An 18,687-nucleotide genomic window follows, 5' to 3' on the forward strand; every position below is an offset into this window, starting at 1 on the left:
GTGGTTGAGCAGCACGTTGCGATCGTATTTGAGATTCTGCCCCACCTTGAGACGGGTCGGATCTTCCAGCAGCGGTTTGAGCTTGCCCAACACCACGGCTTCGGTCAACTGTACCGGCGCCCCTAGATAGTCGTGGCCAAACGGCACATAAGCGGCTTTGCCCGGTTCTACCGCGAAGGAGACACCGACGATCCGCGCCTCCATATAGTCGAGACTGGTGGTTTCGGTATCGAAGGCAAACAGCGGTGCCGCTTTAAGCTGTGCCAGCCAATCATCAAACTCGGCCTCGTCCAGAATACAGCGGTAGTCGGTTTCGATGGCGACAACCGGAGCCGCTGCCTCGCTACTTGCCTCTTCTGATCCGACGCTCTCTTCGCCACCGGAATCCAGCTCCTTGATCAGGTTGCGCAGCTCATATTCGCGGTAGACCGCCAACAACGACTCCTTGTCGACCGGTTTGAGCAACAGCTGTTCCAGATCCTGCTCCAGCACCACATCGGTCTTGATGGTCGCCAAGGTATAAGAGAGACGAACCTGCTCTTCCTGTTCGCGGAACTTGTCGGCGAACGCCTTGGAGCCACGAAAACCCAGGGCAGCCACCTTGTCGAGGTTGGCGGCAATCTCGTCGATGCTGCCAATCCCCTGCAGCAGTGCCAGTGCGGTCTTCTCGCCGACACCGGTCATGCCGGGAATGTTATCGACCTTGTCACCCATCAGGGCCAGATAGTCGATGATGAGCTCGGGCGGTACGCCGAACTTCTCGATCACCCCTTCCCGATCGGTCTTCAGATCTTTCATGGTGTCGATCAGGGTGACATGGTCGGAGACCAGCTGCGCCATGTCCTTGTCACCAGTGCTGATCAGCACCGGCAGCTGCTTCTCGGTCGCCTGGCGGGCCAAGGTGCCAATCACATCATCCGCCTCAACCCCGTCGATCATCAAAAAGGGGAAGCCCATCGCCTTGATCATCTGATGGATGGGAGCGACCTGGCTGCGCAGGTCTTCCGGCATGCTGGGGCGATTGGCCTTGTACTCGGGATAGATGTCATCGCGGAAGGTCTTGCCCTTGGCATCAAACACCACGGCCACATGACAGTCAGGGTATTGCTTGCGCAGGCTGCGCATCATGTTGGCCATGACACGGACGGCGCCGCTCGGCAAACCGGTCGAGGTACGCAGGTCGGCCTGCTGGGAGGCAAAGAAAGCGCGGTACAGATAAGAGGAGCCGTCGACCAGAATAAGGGGATTGCTAGAGGCCATGAAATCGTCCTGCCAAAGATAAATAGCCGCTAGGATGCCACAGGGGCCCCTTCACACCAAGGGGCGTAATACCACCATAAACGGGCACTTCAAACGCCCAAGGCTGTGGATAACTCTGTGTTCAAAAATAGCCACCTGGATGTTCATCAGTGATCAAGCTGTGCACAAAAATATAAAAGCCAATATAAAACAACAGGTTGAAATCAAATAAATAGACCGCAACACCGTTAGAATGATCTCGATCAATGTGGAAAAAGATTTAAGGGAGTAGGTAAGGCAGGATCCAAAACGAAACAATCCTAGCACAGCGAGATGACTTGACCAGCGGATGGCGAGCGATAACCATACAAAAGTACAACAATCTATCTTGGCTCACATTTTCAACAACGAGGAGTTTGCCATGAAAAAAGTGGCCGTGATTTTGAGTGGCTGTGGCGTCTTTGACGGGGCCGAAATTCATGAAGCCGTCATCAGCCTACTGGCGCTGGCCCGCCAGGGAGCAGCCGTGCAGTGCTTCGCACCGAACGTAGCACAGCTTCATGTGATCAACCACCTGACCGGTGAAGTGAGCGAGGGAGAGAGCCGCAATGTGCTGGTCGAAGCGGCCCGCATCTGCCGTGGCCAGATCCGTGATGTGGCAGAGTTAGATGCACGCGACTATGACGCGCTGCTGGTGCCCGGTGGCTTTGGCGCCGCCAAGAACCTGTGCGACTTCGCCATCAAGGGGGCCGAGTGCCAAATCCAGCCCGATGTGCTGAAAGCGTGCCAAAGTTTTGCCAACGCCAACAAGCCAGCCGCCTATATCTGCATTGCACCGGCTATGATCCCGCTGATCTATGGCGCCGGAACGCTGGCGACCATCGGCCATGACGAGGGGACCGCCAACGCCATCGAGGCGATGGGCGGCAGTCACCTGAACTGCCCGGTCAACGAGTTCGTGGTGGATCAGGAACGCAAGGTGATCTCCACCCCCGCCTACATGCTGGCCAGCAATATTGTTGAAGCGGCAGACGGCATCGAGAAAACAGTCCGGCAGCTACTGGCGCTGTAATCCCCAACTCGCCAAAAACAGACGGGCCGCTCATGGAGCGGCCCGTTTTCAATTCTGCCTGATGGCAATGAATTAGATGGTTTCGCCCATCTGCTCCATTTTGCCCAGCAGGGCACGCAGACGCTCCTGCCATGCAACATGTTCGTTGCGCAGCTGATGGTTCTCGTCTTGCAGCTTGCCATTCTGCTCTTTCAGCTCGTCCAGCTCCATTTTCAGCAGGGAGATGTTATCGACGGCGGATTGTACTTTGGATTCGAGTTGCTCAAGGACTTCTAGTGACATATGCATACCTGTTTGTTCAATTGCGATGCCCCACAGAGGGCGATTCAAGCGCGTGAAGCCAGCATACCTCGACCGCATTGGCACAAACAAGCCAGTGCGCTGCAAAATGCGCCTTCCAAAGATGTATTGTCTAAATATGCGTCTATTTTTCTCGCATCCTGCGCCCGATCCGATACAAGAGCCTGATAACCAGCAAACAACCCCCTGCCAACAGGCTGGCCAAGGGTGAGATCAGTATCGATTCCACCTCATCCATACAAGGCGCTATAGGCCCCCAACAACAGGCAGGCGATAGCGTACATCATCAGCCCGTAACACAGATTCCAACGCAGGATCAGGGCAGCACTCAAGTTGTAGCGGGAAGCCAGCGCGAGGTTGGATCCGGAGAGCGGACTGGTGCCGGTGGCGAGCCCCCATCCCAGCAAGAAGCACATGCCAAGCAGACTGGGGTCTGGCGACAGCGGCCAGAGCAGCGGTGCCACGGCAGAAATAGTGATCAGCGGATGAACCCCGACAATGGCCACCAGCAAAATGAATAACAGCGTCAGGGAGGCTTCGAGCCAGCCAAAGTGGTTGAACAGCGGTAGACCGTTCCCCATATCAAACTCGACTACCGACAGCGCACTGTTAATGCCCGCCGCCAGCAAACCGGCCCCCAGAAACAGCACCAGCTGACCGCCGATGGCGGGAAAGCGCTCCACCACCTGTCGCTTGAGGGCCGCCTTGCGCCCGACCCTCGGCATAAAGAGCAACGCCAACAAAGGGGCCACCAGCGCAATCACCGCCAGAATGCCAAGCTGGGGCCAAATCTGCTTGATCAGCAGCACCAGCAACGCCAGCGTGACCGGCAAGCCCAGCGTCTGCAGTCGCAGCGGATAACCGGCAAAGTCGGCCACCCCGATCCGCTCCACCTGCCAGGCGGTCAAGCCCATCGCCAGCAAGGCAGCGAGGATCCCGAACGGCAGAATATGAGAGAGCTGCAAGCCCGGCGCATAGGTAAGCGCCACCGCCATGGCGACAAAGAAGGGTGACCAGAAGGCGGCGGCACAGAAAATCCGGCTCAGCACCATCACCTGACGCCGCTCCAGCGTCCCGTTGCGCTCCAGCCGATCGCCGATGATGAACAGCACCGAGAGGTTGATGACGGCCCCCAGCAGATTGAGGCTGGCCATAGTGCTCCACAGCCCCTTGCGCCCGGTCCAGGAGGTGGTGCCGGTCAGCAGGCCGGAGGTGGCGAGATTAAGAGTGCTCACCGCGGCAAACATGGTGAGCATATTGATGTTGGGCAGCAGCCAGTCGCCAGCAGCGAGGCTGGCCCCTCGCAACCAGGAGAAAATGAGCAGCAACAGGGCTGCACCATAAAGAGCCAGCGCTTGCCGTTTGGCGGCCCCCACCAGCCATGGCCAGGTGAGCAGTGACGCCCCCCAGGCCGCGATGGCCGCTGGCCAGGGGGATAACCCCAGATAGAGATGAAGCAGGTTGAGCAGCCACATCCCCAGGATCAGGTAACCTGACCAGCGCTTGGCCATCGAATTGTCTCGGTCAGGGGATCAGAGGCACTGATCCATATCCAGTGAAGGCTTGTCGCAATCCGGGCGGCCAACGATCTTGGCAGGCACCCCGGCTACTGTGGTGTGGGGCGGCACCGGGTTGATCACCACGCTGCCCGCGCCGATTTTGGCCCCCATGCCCACTTCGATATTGCCGAGCACCTTGGCGCCCGCCCCTATCATCACCCCTTCGCGGATCTTGGGATGGCGATCACCGCTCTCCTTGCCGGTACCGCCGAGGGTCACGCTCTGCAGGATCGAGACATCATCTTCGATCACCGCCGTTTCACCGACCACTATGCCGGTGGCATGGTCAAACATGATCCCCTTGCCGATGCGGGCGGCCGGGTGTACATCCACCCCGAACACCACCGAGATCTGGTTTTGCAAATAGAGGGCCAGCGAGCGCCGCCCCTGCCGCCACAACCAGTTGGCGACCCGATAGCCCTGCAGAGCATGGAAGCCCTTGAGATAGAGCAACGGGGTGGAGAAGAGATCGACCGCCGGATCACGCTCCTGCACGGCGCAGATGTCAGCCGCAACAGCTGCCAGCAGTTGCGGCTCACTGTGCAGGGCCAGCTCGATCACTTCGCGCAAGACGATGGCTGGCATGGTGGCACTGTCGAGCTTGTTGGCAAGCTGGAAGCTGAGAGCCGACCGCAGATTCTTGTGATTGAGAATGGTGGAGTGGAAAAAGCTGGCCAGCATGGGCTCTTCGGTCACCATGCACTGTGCTTCTTGCTGAATTTTCTGCCAGGTTTTGGCAACCAGTTCATCCATGTTGCAGCCTACTGTTGTTCGGGGTGGGGGCTCTGTTGTTCTTTTGTCAGCACCGAGATGGGGTCCATGTGGATGATGACATCCATCCGCTCGAATGCCTGGCGCACCGCCAGTTCGGCTTCATCGGCGATCTGATGGGCCTGGACCAGCGGGATCTGATCATCAAGCTCCAGATGCAACTGAACGAAGCGAGTCGGCCCGGATTGACGGGTACGCAGATCATGCACACCATGCACACCTTCTACGGCGCAGCAGAGGGCCATTATTCTCGCTTGTTCTTCGGCTGGCAACTGACGATCGAGCAGCGCCTGCACCGACTCGTAGCCGATGTGTCCTGCTCCCCACAACAGGAACAGCCCGATCAGAATGGCAAACAGGCCGTCGGCCCAGTACCACCCCTGCCCCGCCAACACCAGCGCCAGCAAGACACCGGCATTGAGCAGCAGATCTGAGCGGTAGTGCAACATGTCGGCCTTGATGGCCACGCTGTTGGTCTTGCGGATGACAAAACCCTGAAAACTGACTAGCAGCAGGGTCAGCACGATAGACCCGCCACTGACCCACAGCCCCGCCTCCAGTCGATGGATCGGAGCCTGGTTGAGCAAAGAGGAGATGCCGTGCATCACCAGCAGCAGCGCCGAGCCAGAAATGAACGCAGACTGGATCAGCCCCGCCAGCGACTCCGCCTTGCCGTGACCAAAGCGGTGCTCGTCATCGGCAGGGGCCAGCGCATAGCGGATGGCAAACAGGTTGATGATGGAGGCACTGACATCCATGAAGGAATCGGTGAGTGACGCCAACAGAGTCGATGAGTCAGTCATCAACCAGGCGATCAGTTTGCCGATAATCAGCACGGTAGCAGTGGCGACCGCAGCCATACTGGCAAAGGTAACCCAACGGGAATATTGTTGATGGCTCAAAACCGGCTTTCCTATGACGGTGAAAAACTTATTATACCCTGACCCCGACGCCAGTTTGGCGCGAAAATCTGCGGAATAACTCCAGATGAACAGAATACTCCTCGTTGATGACGACCTTGAATTGACCCAGTTGCTTACCGAAATTCTGACCCTGGAGGGATTTCAGGTCACGGTCGCAGAGGATGGTGAAGAGGGACTGCTGCGGCTGACCGAGCAGACTTTTGACCTGGTACTGCTGGATGTGATGATGCCCAGGCTAAACGGCTTTGCCATGCTGACCAAGCTGCGCAAGACCCACGACACCCCGGTGTTGATGCTGACTGCGCGCGGCGACAGCCAGGACCGAGTCAACGGTCTGGAGGCGGGGGCCGACGACTATCTGGCCAAGCCTTTTGATGATCGGGAGCTGCTGGCCCGGGTACGTGCCATCCTGCGCCGCACCCAGAGCGCCCCACCCCAGCGTGGCAACGCCTCCGACGAAGTTCACTTTATGGACATCGTGCTGCAACCCGGTCTGCAACAAGCTCGCTGCGGCGAACAGCTGCTGGAGTTGACCGCCACCGAGTTCGGCCTGCTGGAGTGCCTGCTGCGCAACCCCGGCCAGATCGTCAGCAAGAGCCACCTCTCGGAACAGGTGCTGGGCAAAAAGCTGGAGCCCTTCGATCGCGCTATCGACATGCACCTGAGTAATTTGCGCAAGAAGCTGCCAGATCGTACCGATGACCAGCCCCGCTTCAAAACCGTAAGGGGGCGCGGTTACCTGTGGCTAGAACAAGAATAGAGAGCCCCCGCTCCCTCAACAGCATTTCGACCCACATCTTCCTCTGGTTCTGGTTCATGCTGCTGGTGATGCTGGCCGCCGTGATCAGCCTGCCAACCCTGGATCCCCGCAACCAGATCCCGTTGCCGACCCATGAAGCGGCGCGGATGCAGAATAACGTGCAGGCCCTGCTCAACGCCGCCGAGCCGGATCGGGATTTCGACCTGAGCAGGGTGATGGACAAAATCGCCATGCTGCCGGTGGATAACGTCTACATCCGTGATGAGAAGGGGCAGATCCAGTCCACCGCCCATCCCCGCAAGTTCGTGGTGCGCTTTATGGTGGATGCCGATGACCCGGCCAACCCCATGTTGGGCAACGAGGATCGCAAGGCGATCGCCGGCCCCTTTCTGATGGAGCATCACGGCCACAGCTACCACGTCTATTTCGGCCTCAATGCCGAGAACCCTTACCTGTTCCTGTTCATTCAGGTGCTGGACCACCCGATCCGCATTCTGGGCATCTCTATGCTGGTCAGTACCCCGCTCTGTCTGCTGCTGGCCTGGCGGCTGACCCGCCCCATCCTGCAACTGCAAAAATCCGTCTCCCAGCTGGCGGCCGGTAATCTGGAGGTGCAGATCCCCAACCTGGGACGGGGGGACGAGATTGGCCAACTTGCAGATAACGTCAGCCGTATGGTGGAGACGCTCAAGAGCATGATCCAGAAGCAGAAACAGCTGCTTTCCGATATCTCCCACGAGCTGCGCAGCCCCCTCACCCGAATGCAGCTGGCGCAGGCGCTGATCCGCCGCAAGCAGGGGGACAGCGCCGAGCTGGCACGGATCGAATCGGAGATAGGACGGCTGGACAAGCTGATCGGCGATCTGCTGGATCTGTCGCGGGTGCAACAGCACGTAGAAGCGCCGGTGATCCATCCGCTGGCAGTGCTGCTGGAACCCATCCTCGAGGATGCCATGTTCGAGGCGAACCAGAGTGGCAAGCAGCTCAGATTGCAGCCGCTGCCTGCCGAATCAATCCAGATGTGGCCCGAGCTGCTGGCACGAGCGGTGGAGAACCCCCTGCGCAACGCCCTCAAGTATGCCCGCGAGTTCATCAAGGTAGACTGGTATCGGGAGGGGCTGGAGTGGGTGATGATCATTCGGGATGACGGTCCCGGGGTGCCTGACGAGCAGCAAGCACTGCTGTTCCAGCCCTTCTTCCGGGTCGATGATGCTCGCAACGCCAAAACCGGCGGCACCGGGCTCGGCTTGGCCATCGCCGCAGAGGCCATTCAGCGCCATGGCGGCACCATTGCGGCCAGCAACAATCATCCGACCGGGCTGACCATCACCATCCGCTTGCCCATCGCCTGATCCTTTTCATCCGGACGGGCGCTGGGTATGCTGGCGCCCCTTCTTGGCTTTACATCTCTTTGCAGGAACTCGTCATGCTCGATATCGTCCTCTACCAGCCTGAAATTCCGCCCAATACCGGCAATATCATCCGGCTCTGCGCCAATACCGGTTACCGGCTCCATCTGATCGAGCCGCTGGGATTTGAGTGGGATGACAAGCGGGTGAAGCGGGCGGGACTCGACTATCACGAGTTTGCCGAGGTGAAGCGCTGGCCAAGCTATGAAGCCTTTCTGGCAGCCGTGGCGCCCAAGCGAGTGTTCGCCTGCACCACCAAGGGCCGCACCGCGCACTCGGCAGCCCAGTATGCCCTTGGCGATGCCCTGCTGTTTGGCCCGGAGAGTCGCGGCCTGCCCATCGAGATCATCGAGAGCCTGCCATTCGAGCAGCGGCTGCGCATCCCTATGGTGCCCCAGAGCCGCAGCATGAATCTCTCTAACGCGGTGTCGGTATTCGTCTACGAGAGCTGGCGCCAGCTCGGTTACGACGGCGCCATGTAAGCGCCATCGCGGATCAGTGGCGGGCGTCGAGCAGTTGCCCGCTGCGCTCCAACCGCCAGCAGATGACCCCCAGCGACAGACCGCGCCCCACCATCAGTGCCGCCATCGCCGCCCACAAGGCGGCCACGCCCCACGACTGACAGAGCCACCAGATCGGGAAGAAGCCGCCAAATGCGGCCAGCATCATGCTGTTACGCATCTCCCGTGCCCGGGTCGCCCCGATAAACACCCCGTCCAGCAGGAAGCACCAGACCGCCAGCAGCGGCATGGCGATAAGCCAGGGGAGTTGGCGGTTCGCCTCCGCCACTACCGCCGGAATGTCAGTAATCTGACCCACCAGCCAGCCACCCAACAGGGCGAACCCCAAGGTAAATGCGGTCGCAATCAGGGCGGCCCAGCCCAGATTGAGCACGATGACCTCCCGCAGTTTCTGCCGATCCCGCAGACCGATGGCCCGCCCCACCATGGCCTCCACCGCGTAGGCAAAGCCATCGAGCCCGTAGGAGATGAGCATCAGGAAGTTGAGCAACACCGCATTGGCGGCCACCGCCACATCCCCCAGCCGCGCCCCTTGCAGGGTCATAAAGGCGAAGCAGAGCTGCAAACAGAGGGAACGCAGGAAGATATCGCGATTTAGGCCGAGCAGCCGCACCATGGGGGCAAGTTGCCGCCAGCGCTGCCAGCCATCCTGCCACACCGTCGGCGCCAGCTGCCGCAGCTGACGGCGCACCAGCCAGATCCCGGCAGCCAGCGCACAGTAGTCCGCCAGCACCGAGGCCGCCGCCACACCCCGCACCTGCCAGCCGAGCCCCAGCACAAACAGGGCATCGAGCGCCATATTGACCAGATTGGTGAGGATCAGCATCACCATGGGGCTGCGGGCATCCTGCATCCCCAGCAGCCAACCCATGATCACCAGATTGCAGAGCGCCGCCGGCGCGCTCCAGATCCGCACCTCAACATAGTGGCTGGCATAGAGCTGCACCTCTGCCGAGCCGCCACTCAGGGCGATCAGTCGGGGTAACAGGGGAAAGAGCAACAACAGCAGCGCCAAACCGAGGGCAATGGCCAACCCCAGCGCCCGCAGCAGAGTATCGAGCTGGGCGCGGCCGTTGGCAGCGCCGTGGGCCTGCGCCGTCAGCCCGGTAGTCGACATCCGCAGAAAGCCGAGTAGCCAGAAGATGAGATTGATCAGGGTCGCGCCAACCGAGACGCCCCCCAGAAACCAGGCCTGACCGAGGTGACCGATCACCCAGGTGTCCACCAGCCCCAGCAAGGGAGTGGAGATATTGGAGAAGACCATGGGCAGGGCGAGAACAAAGACCGCACGGTGACGAGAGGGATCACGCCACCATGGGGCAACCGGCGGGGTCATTTTCAGTAGCCAGCCAGCTTCATCATGCGGGAAAAATCAGACAACATGGTAGCCATCGGCACCCGGGGCACCTCACCCGGCACCACCTGCGGGCGGAACACCCCCTGCAGCTTGCCCTTGGGATTGATGAGCACGATGGAGGCGGAGTGATCGATCAGGTAATCCTTCTCACCCTGATTGGCGATGGAGTAGATCAGCCCCAGATTGCGCACGAACGGGAACAGCTTGTCGTGGGGGGCGGTGGCCGCCTTGAACTCGGGATTGAAGAAGGCGGTGTAGGTCTTGAGACGGGGAATGTCATCGCGCTGGGGGTCTGCCGAAATAAACACCACCTGACTGTTGGACGCCATCTTCTTCAGCTGGTCATACACGGAGCGCATATCTGCCAGGGTAGTGGGGCAGATATCGGGGCAGAAGGTGTAGCCGATAAACAGAAAGGTCCAGTGCCCCTTCAGGTTGGCAGGGGTGAACGGCTTGTTGTCCGCATCGGTAAAGGCGAAATCATTGATATCCCGCCCCGCAGGATAGTAGTCAGCCTGTTGCGGCTGCTCAGGCTGGGTGGCGTAGAACGCCAGGGTCAGGCAGCCTGTCAGCAGTAGAAAAAGCAGGGGATAGCGGAGCTTTATCATCACAAGAGACCCTTTAAGTTCGAGGTAGATGGCCAGCAGTGACCGGACAAGAGGGGTATTGTACCCCAGCGAGCCAGCAACGTGGGTCAACCTTGTGTCTCGCACAGTCAGGAACCGACCATTTGGCACAATTGATCGCCAGTTCAGACCATAAAAAAACCGGCCCCTCGGGTGCCGGTTAGGTGTGCGTCTGCTTGCCTCTTCTGCTCAGGGGCGAGCGTTGCGTCCCTGCTGCAACATCTTGCCGATGGCCCGCACGCCGATGGGAATGACGGGTGCCAGCAAGCCCTCTTCCCCCTGGCGATCGCCATGGCCCCGCTTGAACAGTAACACCAGACGCACCACCTTCTCCTTCGGGCATCCCAACCAGAGTGTCCAGTGTGAACCCTTGTGGTGTAACCAGAGACCATAAAACCAGGTCATCCGGCTACCTTTGACACAACGGGTGATAGACGATGCCGATGGTACAACTACCACCTCTGAATCCCATGGCGATCTTGATGCCATACCAGTCCTCCTTGACCGACAGGTCATATTGCTGCATCGGCCTGAGCGATCGTCAGGCCCGTCACGACTAGCTGCAACTCTACGAGTGGTCCCCTCTGCCCGACAGGGCTCGGGATCTCCCCACTCCCCCTTCATATCCCGTGAAGGTGTACTTCGCGATTCTCGTTGTTACCGGCCCTCCCATAACGGCTCATTGACGTTGTCCCCATGAGGAGCCGAGCCCCGTCTCGGCGACAGGGCACTGATCTGAGCATATATCTGAAATAGATGATTGGTAACCGGTCGCGCAGGACAAAAATGCCGCCGCCGACGATCTGCTTGATATGACAGGGAAAGTGCGCCAGAAACAGCACGGCCTCCCGAAGGAGGCCGTGTGGCAAACGCAGTTGGAGGGAAGAATTACATCCAGTCGGCGTTGCGGATCACTCCAACCGCCAGCCCCTCGATAGTGAGCTGCTGGCAGGAGAGATCCACCTCGATGGGGGATAGCTCTTCGTTCTCCGGCAACAACCATACCTGACTGCCCTTGCGCTGGAAGCGCTTGACGGTGACATCCTCATCGAGACGGGCGACCACCACCTGACCATTACGCACATCCTGAGTCTTGTGCACCGCCAGCAGGTCACCATCCAGAATGCCGATGTTCTTCATGCTCATTCCCTGTACCCGCAGCAGAAAATCTGCCCGCGGATGGAACAGGGAGGGATCCACCTGATAATGGCTCTCGATATGCTCCTGAGCCAGAATGGGTTCACCGGCGGCCACCTTGCCGATCAGCGGCAGGCCACTCTCTGCCAGTACCTCTTCCTCTTCGAGCAACAGGCGAATGCCGCGGGACGTGCCCGGCATGATCTCGATGACCCCTTTCTTGGCCAGGGCCTTCAGATGTTCTTCGGCCGCATTGGCCGATTTAAAACCAAGCTTCTGGGCAATCTCGGCACGAGTCGGCGGCATACCGGTCTCGCTCATGTTTACCTTGATCAGCTCCAGCACTTCGGCCTGGCGGGGGGTAAGGGGTTTCATAGCATTGGCACCTGTTTTTTTATACAGCACACTGGCAGTATATACAGTGTGCCAGCCAAGGCAAGGCACAGCTGACATTTGTCGCAACCCATCCCGCATTTATCACTGTTTTGATCTCGCTCAGCCGACTCATCGTACCTCTCGGCGACAAGGGGCTACCGATTTGCTATGCTCACGCCGCATTTTTTTGGAGAGCAGACGCACATGTCCATAGGGCAGAAGATATCCAGAGCCATCCTGCAATGGCCGGTCAGTGGCTTGGTCAATCACAAGAGCTTGCCGGAAAATCCCATCACCGAGCTCAATCTGGACCCGGACAGACCCATTGTCTATGCCCTGAAAACCAGTTCGATCACCGACCTGATGACCTTGCAGCAGTGCTGCGAGGATCTCGGTCTGCCCGGCCCCTTCACCCCGCTGGAGCTCAATGGCCAGCTGCTGCCGCGCTACGTCTGTCTGGATCGTCCGCCTCCCCTGTTCGGCAAGCGCAGCAAGCCGCTGCCGTTCTTGCAAGAGTTCCACCAGCTGCTGGATCTGCACAAGCAGGATCCCGAGCTGGATATCCAGGTGGTGCCCGTTACTCTGTTCTGGGGCCGTGCCCCGGGTCGGGAAGGGGAAGAGGCCTCCGGCCTCAACATCATCAGCAGCCTGGCGCCAAACCGGCTGAAGAAGGCGCTGATCGTAATCCTCAAGGGTCGTGAGAATCTGGTGCGCTTCTCGCCGCCGCTCTCTTTGCGCCACATGGCAGACAAACACGGCACCGATGAAGCGATCGCCCACAAGCTGGCGCGCGTGGCCCGCACCCACTTCAGTCGCCAGCAGCTGGCCGCCACCGGACCGAAACTGCCCAACCGCAATCTGCTGTTCAAGCAGCTGCTCGACTCCGGGGTGATCCAGCAAGCCATTGAAGAAGAAGCCCAGCGCGAGAACATTAGCCTCGAGAAGGCGCAAAAGCGCGCCCACGGCTACATGGATGAAATTGCCTCCGATTTCTCCTACCGGCTGATCCGCCTTGGCGAGAGCTTCCTCGGCTGGCTGTGGAACAAGCTCTATCGCGGTTTGTCGGTCAATGGTGCCGAGAAGGTACGCCAGCTGGCGCAGGAAGGGCACGAGATTGTCTATGTCCCCTGCCATCGCAGCCACATGGACTACCTGCTGCTCTCCTACGTCATCTACCACCAGGGGATGGTGCCGCCCCATATCGCGGCAGGCATCAACCTCAACTTCTGGCCAGCAGGCCCGATCTTCCGCCACGGCGGTGCCTTCTTCATTCGCCGCACCTTCAAGGGCAACCCGCTCTACAGCACGGTATTCCGCGAATACCTCAACCTGCTGTTTGCCAAGGGTTACTCGGTGGAGTTCTTCACCGAAGGGGGCCGCTCCCGTACCGGCCGTCTGCTGCCACCCAAGACAGGCATGCTGGCGATGACCCTGCAGGCGATGATGCGCGGGCTGGACAGGCCGGTCACCCTGGTGCCGGTCTATCTGGGCTACGAGCACGTGATGGAGGTGAACACCTACCACAACGAACTCAAGGGCAGCCGCAAGGAGAAGGAGAGCTTCCTGCAGGTGCTCGGGATTCTGCGCAAGCTGCGTAACTACGGCCGTGGCTTCGTCAACTTCGGTGAGCCATTGACCCTCAACAGTTACCTCAGTGAACACGTCCCGGAGTGGAAATCCCATATCGGCGAAGAGGAGCGCCCTGAGTGGATGGCGGGCACAGTCAACAATCTGGCCGAGCTATTGATGACTCGCATCAATGCCGCCGCCGCCGTCAACGGCCTGACCCTGAGTGCGCTGGCACTGCTGGCCGCCGAGCGTCATGCCCTGACCCGCGACGAGCTGCAGGCCCAGCTCAACACCTATCTGGATCTGCTCAAGGCGGTACCCTACAGCTCGCAGAGCACCATTCCGGATGAGGATGCCAAGACCCTGCTGGATCAGGCGATGGAGCTCAACAAGTTCGAGGTGAGCGAGGACAAGCTGGGGCAGATCATCAGTCTGGACCGCTATCAGGCGATCCTGCTGACCTACTACCGCAACAACATCTTGCACCTGTTCGCCATGCCATCCCTGGTGGCAGCGCTGATCGAGCGTTGCGAGGGGATCTCCCACAGCGAGATCGTGGCCCGCTGCATCGACATCTATCCGCTGCTCAAGACAGAACTGTTCCTTCATTATGAGGAAGAAGATCTACCAGCGGTGGTAGACAGCCTGCTCGATGCCCTGCAGGCCCAGCAACTGATTGAGCTGCGCGATGGCGGTTACTGGGTTAATCCGGGCAACCAGATGCGCCTGCTGCTGCTGGCAGAAAGTATTCAGGAGACCCTGCAACGCTACGCCATCGTGCTGACCCGGGTACTGGCCCAACCCCGTATCGAGGCGGAGCAGCTGGAAGCGGACGGCCTGATGATGGCAGAGCGCCTCGGCACCCTGCACGGCATCAACGCTCCCGAGTTCTTCGACCAGAAGCTGTTCAGCACCCTGATCCACACATTGCGCAAAGAGGGCTACCTCTCCCCCGAGTGCAAGCCGGATCTGGGCCGCTTCCAGGCGCTGGCCGACAACATAGTGCCGCTGCTGAGCAACAAGATCCGCCGCACCATTCAGGCAGGCAACCAGCTCTGACCTGCAACGCAAACAAAGAAGGCCGCATCATGCGGCCTTCTTTTTTCATTCCGTTTTACTCAGCGCGCTATCACGCCAGCAGGTAGTCGAGCACCAGACCGGCAAACACCAGCGCCCCCACATAATTGTTGTTGAGAAACGCCTGGAAGCAGGCTTCCCGCTGCCGCGCGCGAATAAGCCGCTGCTGATAGACAAACAGCACCGCCGCCCCCAGCAATCCCCAGTAATACCAACCACCCAGCAGCATCAGATGGCCCACCGCCAACAGCAGCAGCAGCGCCGAAAGCTGCAACGCCCCGATGATCCGCTTGTCATGACGACCAAACAGGATGGCGCTGGACTTGAGGCCGAGCCTGAGGTCGTCATCCCGATCCACCATGGCGTACTGGGTATCGTAAGCCACGGTCCAGAGCAGGTTGGCGAAGAAGAGTAGCCAAGCCACCAGCGGCAGGGCATCCGCCTGCGCCGCATAGGCCATCGGGATCGACCAGGAGAAGGCCATTCCGAGCACCAGCTGGGGGTTGGAGATAAAACGCTTCATGAAGGGGTAGCTCACCGCCAGCAGCAGGCCGACAAACGACAGGCTGATGGTGAGCGGATTCATGGTCAGCACCAGCGCAAACGAGATGATCGCCAGCACGAAAAAGAGCGCCAGCACCTCCCACGGCTTGACCCTGCCCGTGGGCAATGGCCGACCAGCGGTGCGTTTGACGTGGCCGTCAAAGTTGCGATCCGCATAGTCGTTGATAACACACCCGGCCGAGCGCATCAGAAAGACTCCGACTACAAACACGGTCAGCACCCAGAGATTGGGCAGGCCACCGGCCGCCAGCCAGAGTGCCCACAGAGTCGGCCACAGCAGCAGTAGAGTGCCTATAGGTTTATCGACGCGGGCCAACTGCATGTAGGCAAGTCCCCGCTCCTTGGTTAACAGATTCACTCCAGCTCCTTGTCACAGACGAGAGAGGGCAGAAACAGCTCGTGCACCAGCAGTGGCCACTGCCCCAGAAACAGACGGGAACGACGCCCCCAGACGATGGCTGTCGGGCAACGGGGATTGGCGGCAATCTCGAAGCGCGCCAACTGCAGGTGATCGCGGCGGGCAGGCTCATGGCCAAATATCCGCTCACCCAGCGGCTGCTCGCCAAGCTCGGCAATGCCGCTCCCTTGCAGCGCACCGTCGGCAAACAGGGTCCAACCCAGCACCGCGGGCCCCCTATCCCCGTGCAGGATCACTTCGCGGCAGGTACCGACCGGCGAAGCCGAATCCACCAGCCACTGCTCATCGGCAGTGAGGGCGACCGGGTGATTGCCCAGCCACGCCACCGAGAAGTGGCGATTGTGCTGGCGCAGGCGCCGGGTCATGGAGCCAGGCTCCAGCAGCCAGGGGCGCAAGCTGGCGGGCAACTCGCAACATTCAGGGGCCAACCAGCCGCTTAATGGCGTGAGGGGAACAGTCAACTCGGACTTCACAGCTTCACCATCCAGAGATTTCCGTGTTCAGGTTAAAATCCGGTTTATTATCCGTAAATCAATAGCGAAATGTAAGAACATCCGTGCTTGACGGCCCCGATGGCAGCATCAAAAATGGGGTATCTCTTGCTGATGAGCCATCTATATGAAGATCTTCAAAATTCTGCTGGTGTTGTTACTGAGTTGCGGCGCACTTCAGGTATATGCATCCGGGGGAGAGGAGCCGCCCGCAGAGGGAGAGGCCGCAGCGGCCGCCAAGCCGGGCTTCTTCTACCACCTGCTGGATCCGGACATCATCACCAACTACCTGAGCGATGGCAAAACCCTCGGTTACGTCAGGGTCACAGTGGAACTGATGGCTGAAAATGAGGCCGACCTCAAACTGCTGGAGCAGCATGATCCGCTGATCCGCGACACCATCATCCGCCTGATGGGCAGCAAGAGCGCCGATCAGATCAAATCTCTGGTCAGCCGCGAAGAGCTGCGCAAGGAGTGCGAGACCAAGGCCAACGAGCTGCTGGTGAAAGAGACCGGCAAGAAAGCGGTGCGCGAGCTCATCTTCACCAAGTTCCTCTACCAGTAATCCCTCCCGAAACAGTCGCTTATTGGCATATCGGCCAATAAGCGAGCTTCGCCGGTTTATTCGAAATGAAAATCGATTACAATACGCCCATCGAGTCGTAGAGGTAGTCGTTATGGGCAGTAAAACCCTGTGTGAGTGGCGCCGTCACGAGATCCCCACCGATCTCAAGGCGTTGCGCAAGATAGTGCGCAAACCCAAGTTTGTCTGCGGCAAGTGTGCCCGCAGTGCCAATGACAAGGGCTACCTCTGCCAGCCGCTGCGGTTGAAAGAGGAGTAGCCCCTTCTCAACCAGGGCGTTATTGATCGGTCCAGCCGTGACGCCCCTGATCGAATAATCTGCGCGCCTGGATATCGTTGGGGCAGACACCGCGATATTCACTGCCGGAACGGCCAGCCAGATAGAGATGCTCCGGACGGCAATACCAGGCCAGCCCCTTCTGGCGTCCCTGCTCCCATAGCTCGGCATCCACCTTCTTGCCACACTGATCCTGATGAAACGCGATCCGCTCACTGGTGAAGCCCAGTTTGCCATCCGCCTCCCCCACCTCGCTCCACACCTTCTCGCAGGGATCATCGTTCGAGACGCAGCCACCCAGCAGGGCAGCCAACAGTATGATGGTGAGTCGCATAGTCATCCTTGAGTGTCATTTGGGCAGTTCATTCTACCCAGCGGCCCGGCACTGACCAAGGGCGAACAGTCAACCTTGTGAGCGCGGCAAAAAAATCAGGCGGGCCAAAGCCCGCCTGTTCATTTAATGCTGTGGTTCACTGGTCATCGAAAGTGTCATCATCCTGCCAGCTTTCATCTTCCCATTGATCCAGCTCTTCTTCCCAGGATTCCGGATCCCACTCGTCATCAGAGGAGTCGTAATCCGGCTTGTGTCCACCCATCTTCACTCTCCTTGGATAGTTCACCCGCACTCCAATTTTATCCGGAAATGTCGGGCTCGCCAGTCAAGGTGAGATCAAAGTTTGACCAGGGTGCGGCCAGCGATCTGACCCAGCGTAATGGCCTCGGCGGCCGCGACCACCTGCTCCAGCCCAATCTCGGTGACCGCCTGTTCGAAGAAGCTGGCGGGCAGATCCCGCGCCAGTCGCTGCCACGCCAGTTGACGACGTTCAAACGGGCACAGCACCGAATCGACCCCCTGCAACCGCACATTGCGCAGGATGAAGGGCATCACGCTGGTCGGCAGATCGAAGCCGCCTGCCAGCCCGCAAGCCGCCACGGCGCCGCCGTAGTTCATCTGGGCCAGCAACTTGGCCAGTACCTGACTGCCAACGGTGTCGATGGCAGCGGCCCACAGCTGTTTCTCCAGCGGTTTAGCGGGCACCAGCAGTTCACTGCGTGGCACGATGCGACTGGCACCCAGCGCGGTCAGCATGGCGCCCTGCTCTTCCGGACGACCGGTCAGCGCCGCGACCTGATAGCCAAGGGCTGCCAGCAGCGCAACCGAGGTGGAACCCACACCGCCCGCCGCGCCGGTGACCAGCACCTCGCCGCTTTTGGGAGTAATACCCGCCTCTTCCAGCGCCAGCACGCAAAGCATGGCGGTGAGACCGGCGGTGCCGATGCACATGGCCTGCCGCTCATCCAGCCCGGCGGGCAGCGGCACCAGCCAGTCCCCCTTGACCCGCGCCTGTTCGGCCATGCCGCCCCAATGCCCTTCACCCACACCCCAGCCGGTCAACACCACCTTGTCGCCAGGCTGATAACGACTGTCGGCAGATTCGAGCACGGTACCGGCGAAGTCGATGCCGGGCACCAGCGGCCACTGGCGCACTATCTTGCCCTTGCCGGTGATGGCCAGCCCATCCTTGTAGTTGATGGAGCTGTAGGTGACCGCCACCCGCACTTCACCGTCCGGCAACTGACTCTCGGCCAGCTGGGTCAGGGTTGGAACAGTCTTGCCGTCTTGGTTTTCCAGTAACAGAGCCTTGAACATGGTTGCCT

At 59.7% G+C, this 18,687-nt stretch carries 21 protein-coding genes (1 of these 21 running past the window's edge); 7 read left to right on the forward strand and 14 right to left on the reverse strand.

All coding sequences use genetic code 11. The annotated features are described in order from the left end of the window. Window positions 1-1,260 carry the start of a DNA polymerase I gene (gene polA / locus CK911_RS16495; protein ID WP_098971304.1) on the reverse strand. It extends 1,497 nt beyond the left edge of the window, so 1,260 of the gene's 2,757 nt are visible here — the first part of the coding sequence; it begins with the start codon at window positions 1,258-1,260; its stop codon lies off the left edge, out of view. A gap of 400 nt (window positions 1,261-1,660) precedes the next feature. On the opposite strand from polA, the gene elbB reads away from it, so the two are divergent. Next, the gene (gene elbB, locus CK911_RS16500) at window positions 1,661-2,311 is read left to right on the forward strand and encodes an isoprenoid biosynthesis glyoxalase ElbB (protein WP_042022689.1); all 651 of its coding nucleotides are present in this window, start codon (window positions 1,661-1,663) and stop codon (window positions 2,309-2,311) included. Window positions 2,312-2,383: 72 nt separating this feature from the next. Here the strand turns inward: elbB and CK911_RS21395 are convergent, their stop codons facing one another. From CK911_RS21395 to CK911_RS16520, 4 genes are all read right to left on the reverse strand, one after another. After that, the gene (locus tag CK911_RS21395; RefSeq protein WP_042022687.1) at window positions 2,384-2,593 is read right to left on the reverse strand and encodes a cell division protein ZapB; all 210 of its coding nucleotides are present in this window, start codon (window positions 2,591-2,593) and stop codon (window positions 2,384-2,386) included. 248 nt (window positions 2,594-2,841) lie between these two features. Beyond that, on the reverse strand, window positions 2,842-4,122 hold the full coding sequence (locus CK911_RS16510) for a hypothetical protein (RefSeq protein ID WP_098971309.1): 1,281 nt from the start codon (window positions 4,120-4,122) through the stop codon (window positions 2,842-2,844). Between the two features lie 21 nt (window positions 4,123-4,143). Beyond that, on the reverse strand, window positions 4,144-4,923 hold the full coding sequence (gene cysE / locus CK911_RS16515; protein WP_042022685.1) for a serine O-acetyltransferase: 780 nt from the start codon (window positions 4,921-4,923) through the stop codon (window positions 4,144-4,146). A gap of 8 nt (window positions 4,924-4,931) precedes the next feature. Next, the gene (locus tag CK911_RS16520) at window positions 4,932-5,843 is read right to left on the reverse strand and encodes a cation diffusion facilitator family transporter (protein ID WP_042022684.1); all 912 of its coding nucleotides are present in this window, start codon (window positions 5,841-5,843) and stop codon (window positions 4,932-4,934) included. A gap of 85 nt (window positions 5,844-5,928) precedes the next feature. Here CK911_RS16520 and CK911_RS16525 point away from each other — a divergent pair, with 85 nt between their 5' ends. The 3 genes from CK911_RS16525 to trmL all read left to right on the forward strand — a co-directional run bounded on the left by CK911_RS16525 (window position 5,929) and on the right by trmL (window position 8,515). Then, window positions 5,929-6,624, forward strand: a complete 696-nt coding sequence (locus tag CK911_RS16525) for a response regulator (RefSeq protein WP_098971311.1) — start codon at window positions 5,929-5,931, stop codon at window positions 6,622-6,624. Further along, on the forward strand, window positions 6,621-7,976 hold the full coding sequence (locus CK911_RS16530; protein WP_098972743.1) for an ATP-binding protein: 1,356 nt from the start codon (window positions 6,621-6,623) through the stop codon (window positions 7,974-7,976). The genes CK911_RS16525 and CK911_RS16530 overlap by 4 nt, the downstream gene beginning before the upstream one ends. Before the next feature lie 74 nt (window positions 7,977-8,050). Beyond that, window positions 8,051-8,515, forward strand: a complete 465-nt coding sequence (gene trmL, locus CK911_RS16535; protein WP_005339545.1) for a tRNA (uridine(34)/cytosine(34)/5-carboxymethylaminomethyluridine(34)-2'-O)-methyltransferase TrmL — start codon at window positions 8,051-8,053, stop codon at window positions 8,513-8,515. Between the two features lie 13 nt (window positions 8,516-8,528). Here trmL and CK911_RS16540 read toward each other — a convergent pair whose 3' ends face one another. The 4 genes from CK911_RS16540 to lexA form a co-directional block, all read right to left on the reverse strand. Then, entirely contained in the window at window positions 8,529-9,890 is a 1,362-nt protein-coding gene (locus CK911_RS16540) for an MATE family efflux transporter (protein ID WP_098971314.1), read from the reverse strand. 2 nt (window positions 9,891-9,892) lie between these two features. Next, on the reverse strand, window positions 9,893-10,519 hold the full coding sequence (locus CK911_RS16545) for an SCO family protein (RefSeq protein ID WP_172954107.1): 627 nt from the start codon (window positions 10,517-10,519) through the stop codon (window positions 9,893-9,895). Window positions 10,520-10,726: 207 nt separating this feature from the next. Continuing rightward, on the reverse strand, window positions 10,727-10,942 hold the full coding sequence (locus CK911_RS16550; RefSeq protein WP_098971316.1) for a hypothetical protein: 216 nt from the start codon (window positions 10,940-10,942) through the stop codon (window positions 10,727-10,729). Window positions 10,943-11,425: 483 nt separating this feature from the next. Next, entirely contained in the window at window positions 11,426-12,049 is a 624-nt protein-coding gene (gene lexA, locus CK911_RS16555) for a transcriptional repressor LexA (protein ID WP_098971319.1), read from the reverse strand. A 204-nt stretch (window positions 12,050-12,253) separates the two neighbouring features. Between lexA and plsB the strand changes: the two genes are divergently transcribed. Further along, complete coding sequence (gene plsB, locus CK911_RS16560; RefSeq protein WP_098971321.1) at window positions 12,254-14,677, forward strand: glycerol-3-phosphate 1-O-acyltransferase PlsB; 2,424 nt, start codon at window positions 12,254-12,256, stop codon at window positions 14,675-14,677. Window positions 14,678-14,747: 70 nt separating this feature from the next. On the opposite strand, the gene ubiA is transcribed toward plsB, so the two are convergent. Together ubiA and CK911_RS16570 are read right to left on the reverse strand one after the other, a co-directional pair. After that, window positions 14,748-15,617, reverse strand: coding sequence for a 4-hydroxybenzoate octaprenyltransferase (gene ubiA, locus CK911_RS16565; RefSeq protein ID WP_098971323.1), 870 nt, complete (start codon window positions 15,615-15,617; stop codon window positions 14,748-14,750). After that, window positions 15,614-16,150: a chorismate lyase gene (locus CK911_RS16570; protein WP_098971326.1), complete on the reverse strand. Its 537-nt coding sequence runs from the start codon at window positions 16,148-16,150 to the stop codon at window positions 15,614-15,616. The genes ubiA and CK911_RS16570 overlap by 4 nt, the downstream gene beginning before the upstream one ends. 145 nt (window positions 16,151-16,295) lie before the next feature. Between CK911_RS16570 and CK911_RS16575 the strand changes: the two genes are divergently transcribed. Next, window positions 16,296-16,733: a flagellar basal body-associated FliL family protein gene (locus CK911_RS16575; RefSeq protein WP_098971328.1), complete on the forward strand. Its 438-nt coding sequence runs from the start codon at window positions 16,296-16,298 to the stop codon at window positions 16,731-16,733. 112 nt (window positions 16,734-16,845) lie between these two features. Continuing rightward, window positions 16,846-17,010, forward strand: coding sequence for a hypothetical protein (locus tag CK911_RS16580; protein ID WP_098971330.1), 165 nt, complete (start codon window positions 16,846-16,848; stop codon window positions 17,008-17,010). A 19-nt stretch (window positions 17,011-17,029) separates the two neighbouring features. Here CK911_RS16580 and CK911_RS16585 read toward each other — a convergent pair whose 3' ends face one another. The 3 genes from CK911_RS16585 to CK911_RS16595 form a co-directional block, all read right to left on the reverse strand. Continuing rightward, window positions 17,030-17,362 (reverse strand): DUF2799 domain-containing protein, encoded by a 333-nt coding sequence (locus tag CK911_RS16585; RefSeq protein ID WP_172954040.1) that lies wholly within the window; start codon window positions 17,360-17,362, stop codon window positions 17,030-17,032. 136 nt (window positions 17,363-17,498) lie between these two features. Further along, entirely contained in the window at window positions 17,499-17,624 is a 126-nt protein-coding gene (locus CK911_RS21605; RefSeq protein WP_256029019.1) for a hypothetical protein, read from the reverse strand. Window positions 17,625-17,698: 74 nt separating this feature from the next. After that, window positions 17,699-18,679, reverse strand: coding sequence for an MDR family oxidoreductase (locus CK911_RS16595; RefSeq protein ID WP_098971337.1), 981 nt, complete (start codon window positions 18,677-18,679; stop codon window positions 17,699-17,701). Window positions 18,680-18,687: the final 8 nt, after the last annotated feature.

The sequence above is a fragment of the Aeromonas sp. CU5 genome (assembly GCF_002586745.1).
GTDB classification, from domain to species: domain Bacteria; phylum Pseudomonadota; class Gammaproteobacteria; order Enterobacterales; family Aeromonadaceae; genus Aeromonas; species Aeromonas sobria.

Excerpts from the sequence above, each read along its gene's own strand:
- CK911_RS16585 (WP_172954040.1), bottom strand. The coding sequence starts at position 17,362 with ATGCGACTCACCATCATACTGTTGGCTGCCCTGCTGGGTGGCTGCGTC.
- trmL (WP_005339545.1), top strand. The coding sequence starts at position 8,051 with ATGCTCGATATCGTCCTCTACCAGCCTGAAATTCCGCCCAATACCGGC.
- CK911_RS16525 (WP_098971311.1), top strand. The coding sequence starts at position 5,929 with ATGAACAGAATACTCCTCGTTGATGACGACCTTGAATTGACCCAGTTG.
- CK911_RS16545 (WP_172954107.1), bottom strand. The coding sequence starts at position 10,519 with ATGATAAAGCTCCGCTATCCCCTGCTTTTTCTACTGCTGACAGGCTGC.
- cysE (WP_042022685.1), bottom strand. The coding sequence starts at position 4,923 with ATGGATGAACTGGTTGCCAAAACCTGGCAGAAAATTCAGCAAGAAGCA.
- CK911_RS16580 (WP_098971330.1), top strand. The coding sequence starts at position 16,846 with ATGGGCAGTAAAACCCTGTGTGAGTGGCGCCGTCACGAGATCCCCACC.
- elbB (WP_042022689.1), top strand. The coding sequence starts at position 1,661 with ATGAAAAAAGTGGCCGTGATTTTGAGTGGCTGTGGCGTCTTTGACGGG.
- CK911_RS16595 (WP_098971337.1), bottom strand. The coding sequence starts at position 18,679 with ATGTTCAAGGCTCTGTTACTGGAAAACCAAGACGGCAAGACTGTTCCA.
- CK911_RS21395 (WP_042022687.1), bottom strand. The coding sequence starts at position 2,593 with ATGTCACTAGAAGTCCTTGAGCAACTCGAATCCAAAGTACAATCCGCC.
- CK911_RS16550 (WP_098971316.1), bottom strand. The coding sequence starts at position 10,942 with ATGACCTGGTTTTATGGTCTCTGGTTACACCACAAGGGTTCACACTGG.
- CK911_RS16510 (WP_098971309.1), bottom strand. The coding sequence starts at position 4,122 with ATGGCCAAGCGCTGGTCAGGTTACCTGATCCTGGGGATGTGGCTGCTC.
- plsB (WP_098971321.1), top strand. The coding sequence starts at position 12,254 with ATGTCCATAGGGCAGAAGATATCCAGAGCCATCCTGCAATGGCCGGTC.
- CK911_RS21605 (WP_256029019.1), bottom strand. The coding sequence starts at position 17,624 with ATGGGTGGACACAAGCCGGATTACGACTCCTCTGATGACGAGTGGGAT.
- CK911_RS16540 (WP_098971314.1), bottom strand. The coding sequence starts at position 9,890 with ATGACCCCGCCGGTTGCCCCATGGTGGCGTGATCCCTCTCGTCACCGT.
- lexA (WP_098971319.1), bottom strand. The coding sequence starts at position 12,049 with ATGAAACCCCTTACCCCCCGCCAGGCCGAAGTGCTGGAGCTGATCAAG.
- CK911_RS16575 (WP_098971328.1), top strand. The coding sequence starts at position 16,296 with ATGAAGATCTTCAAAATTCTGCTGGTGTTGTTACTGAGTTGCGGCGCA.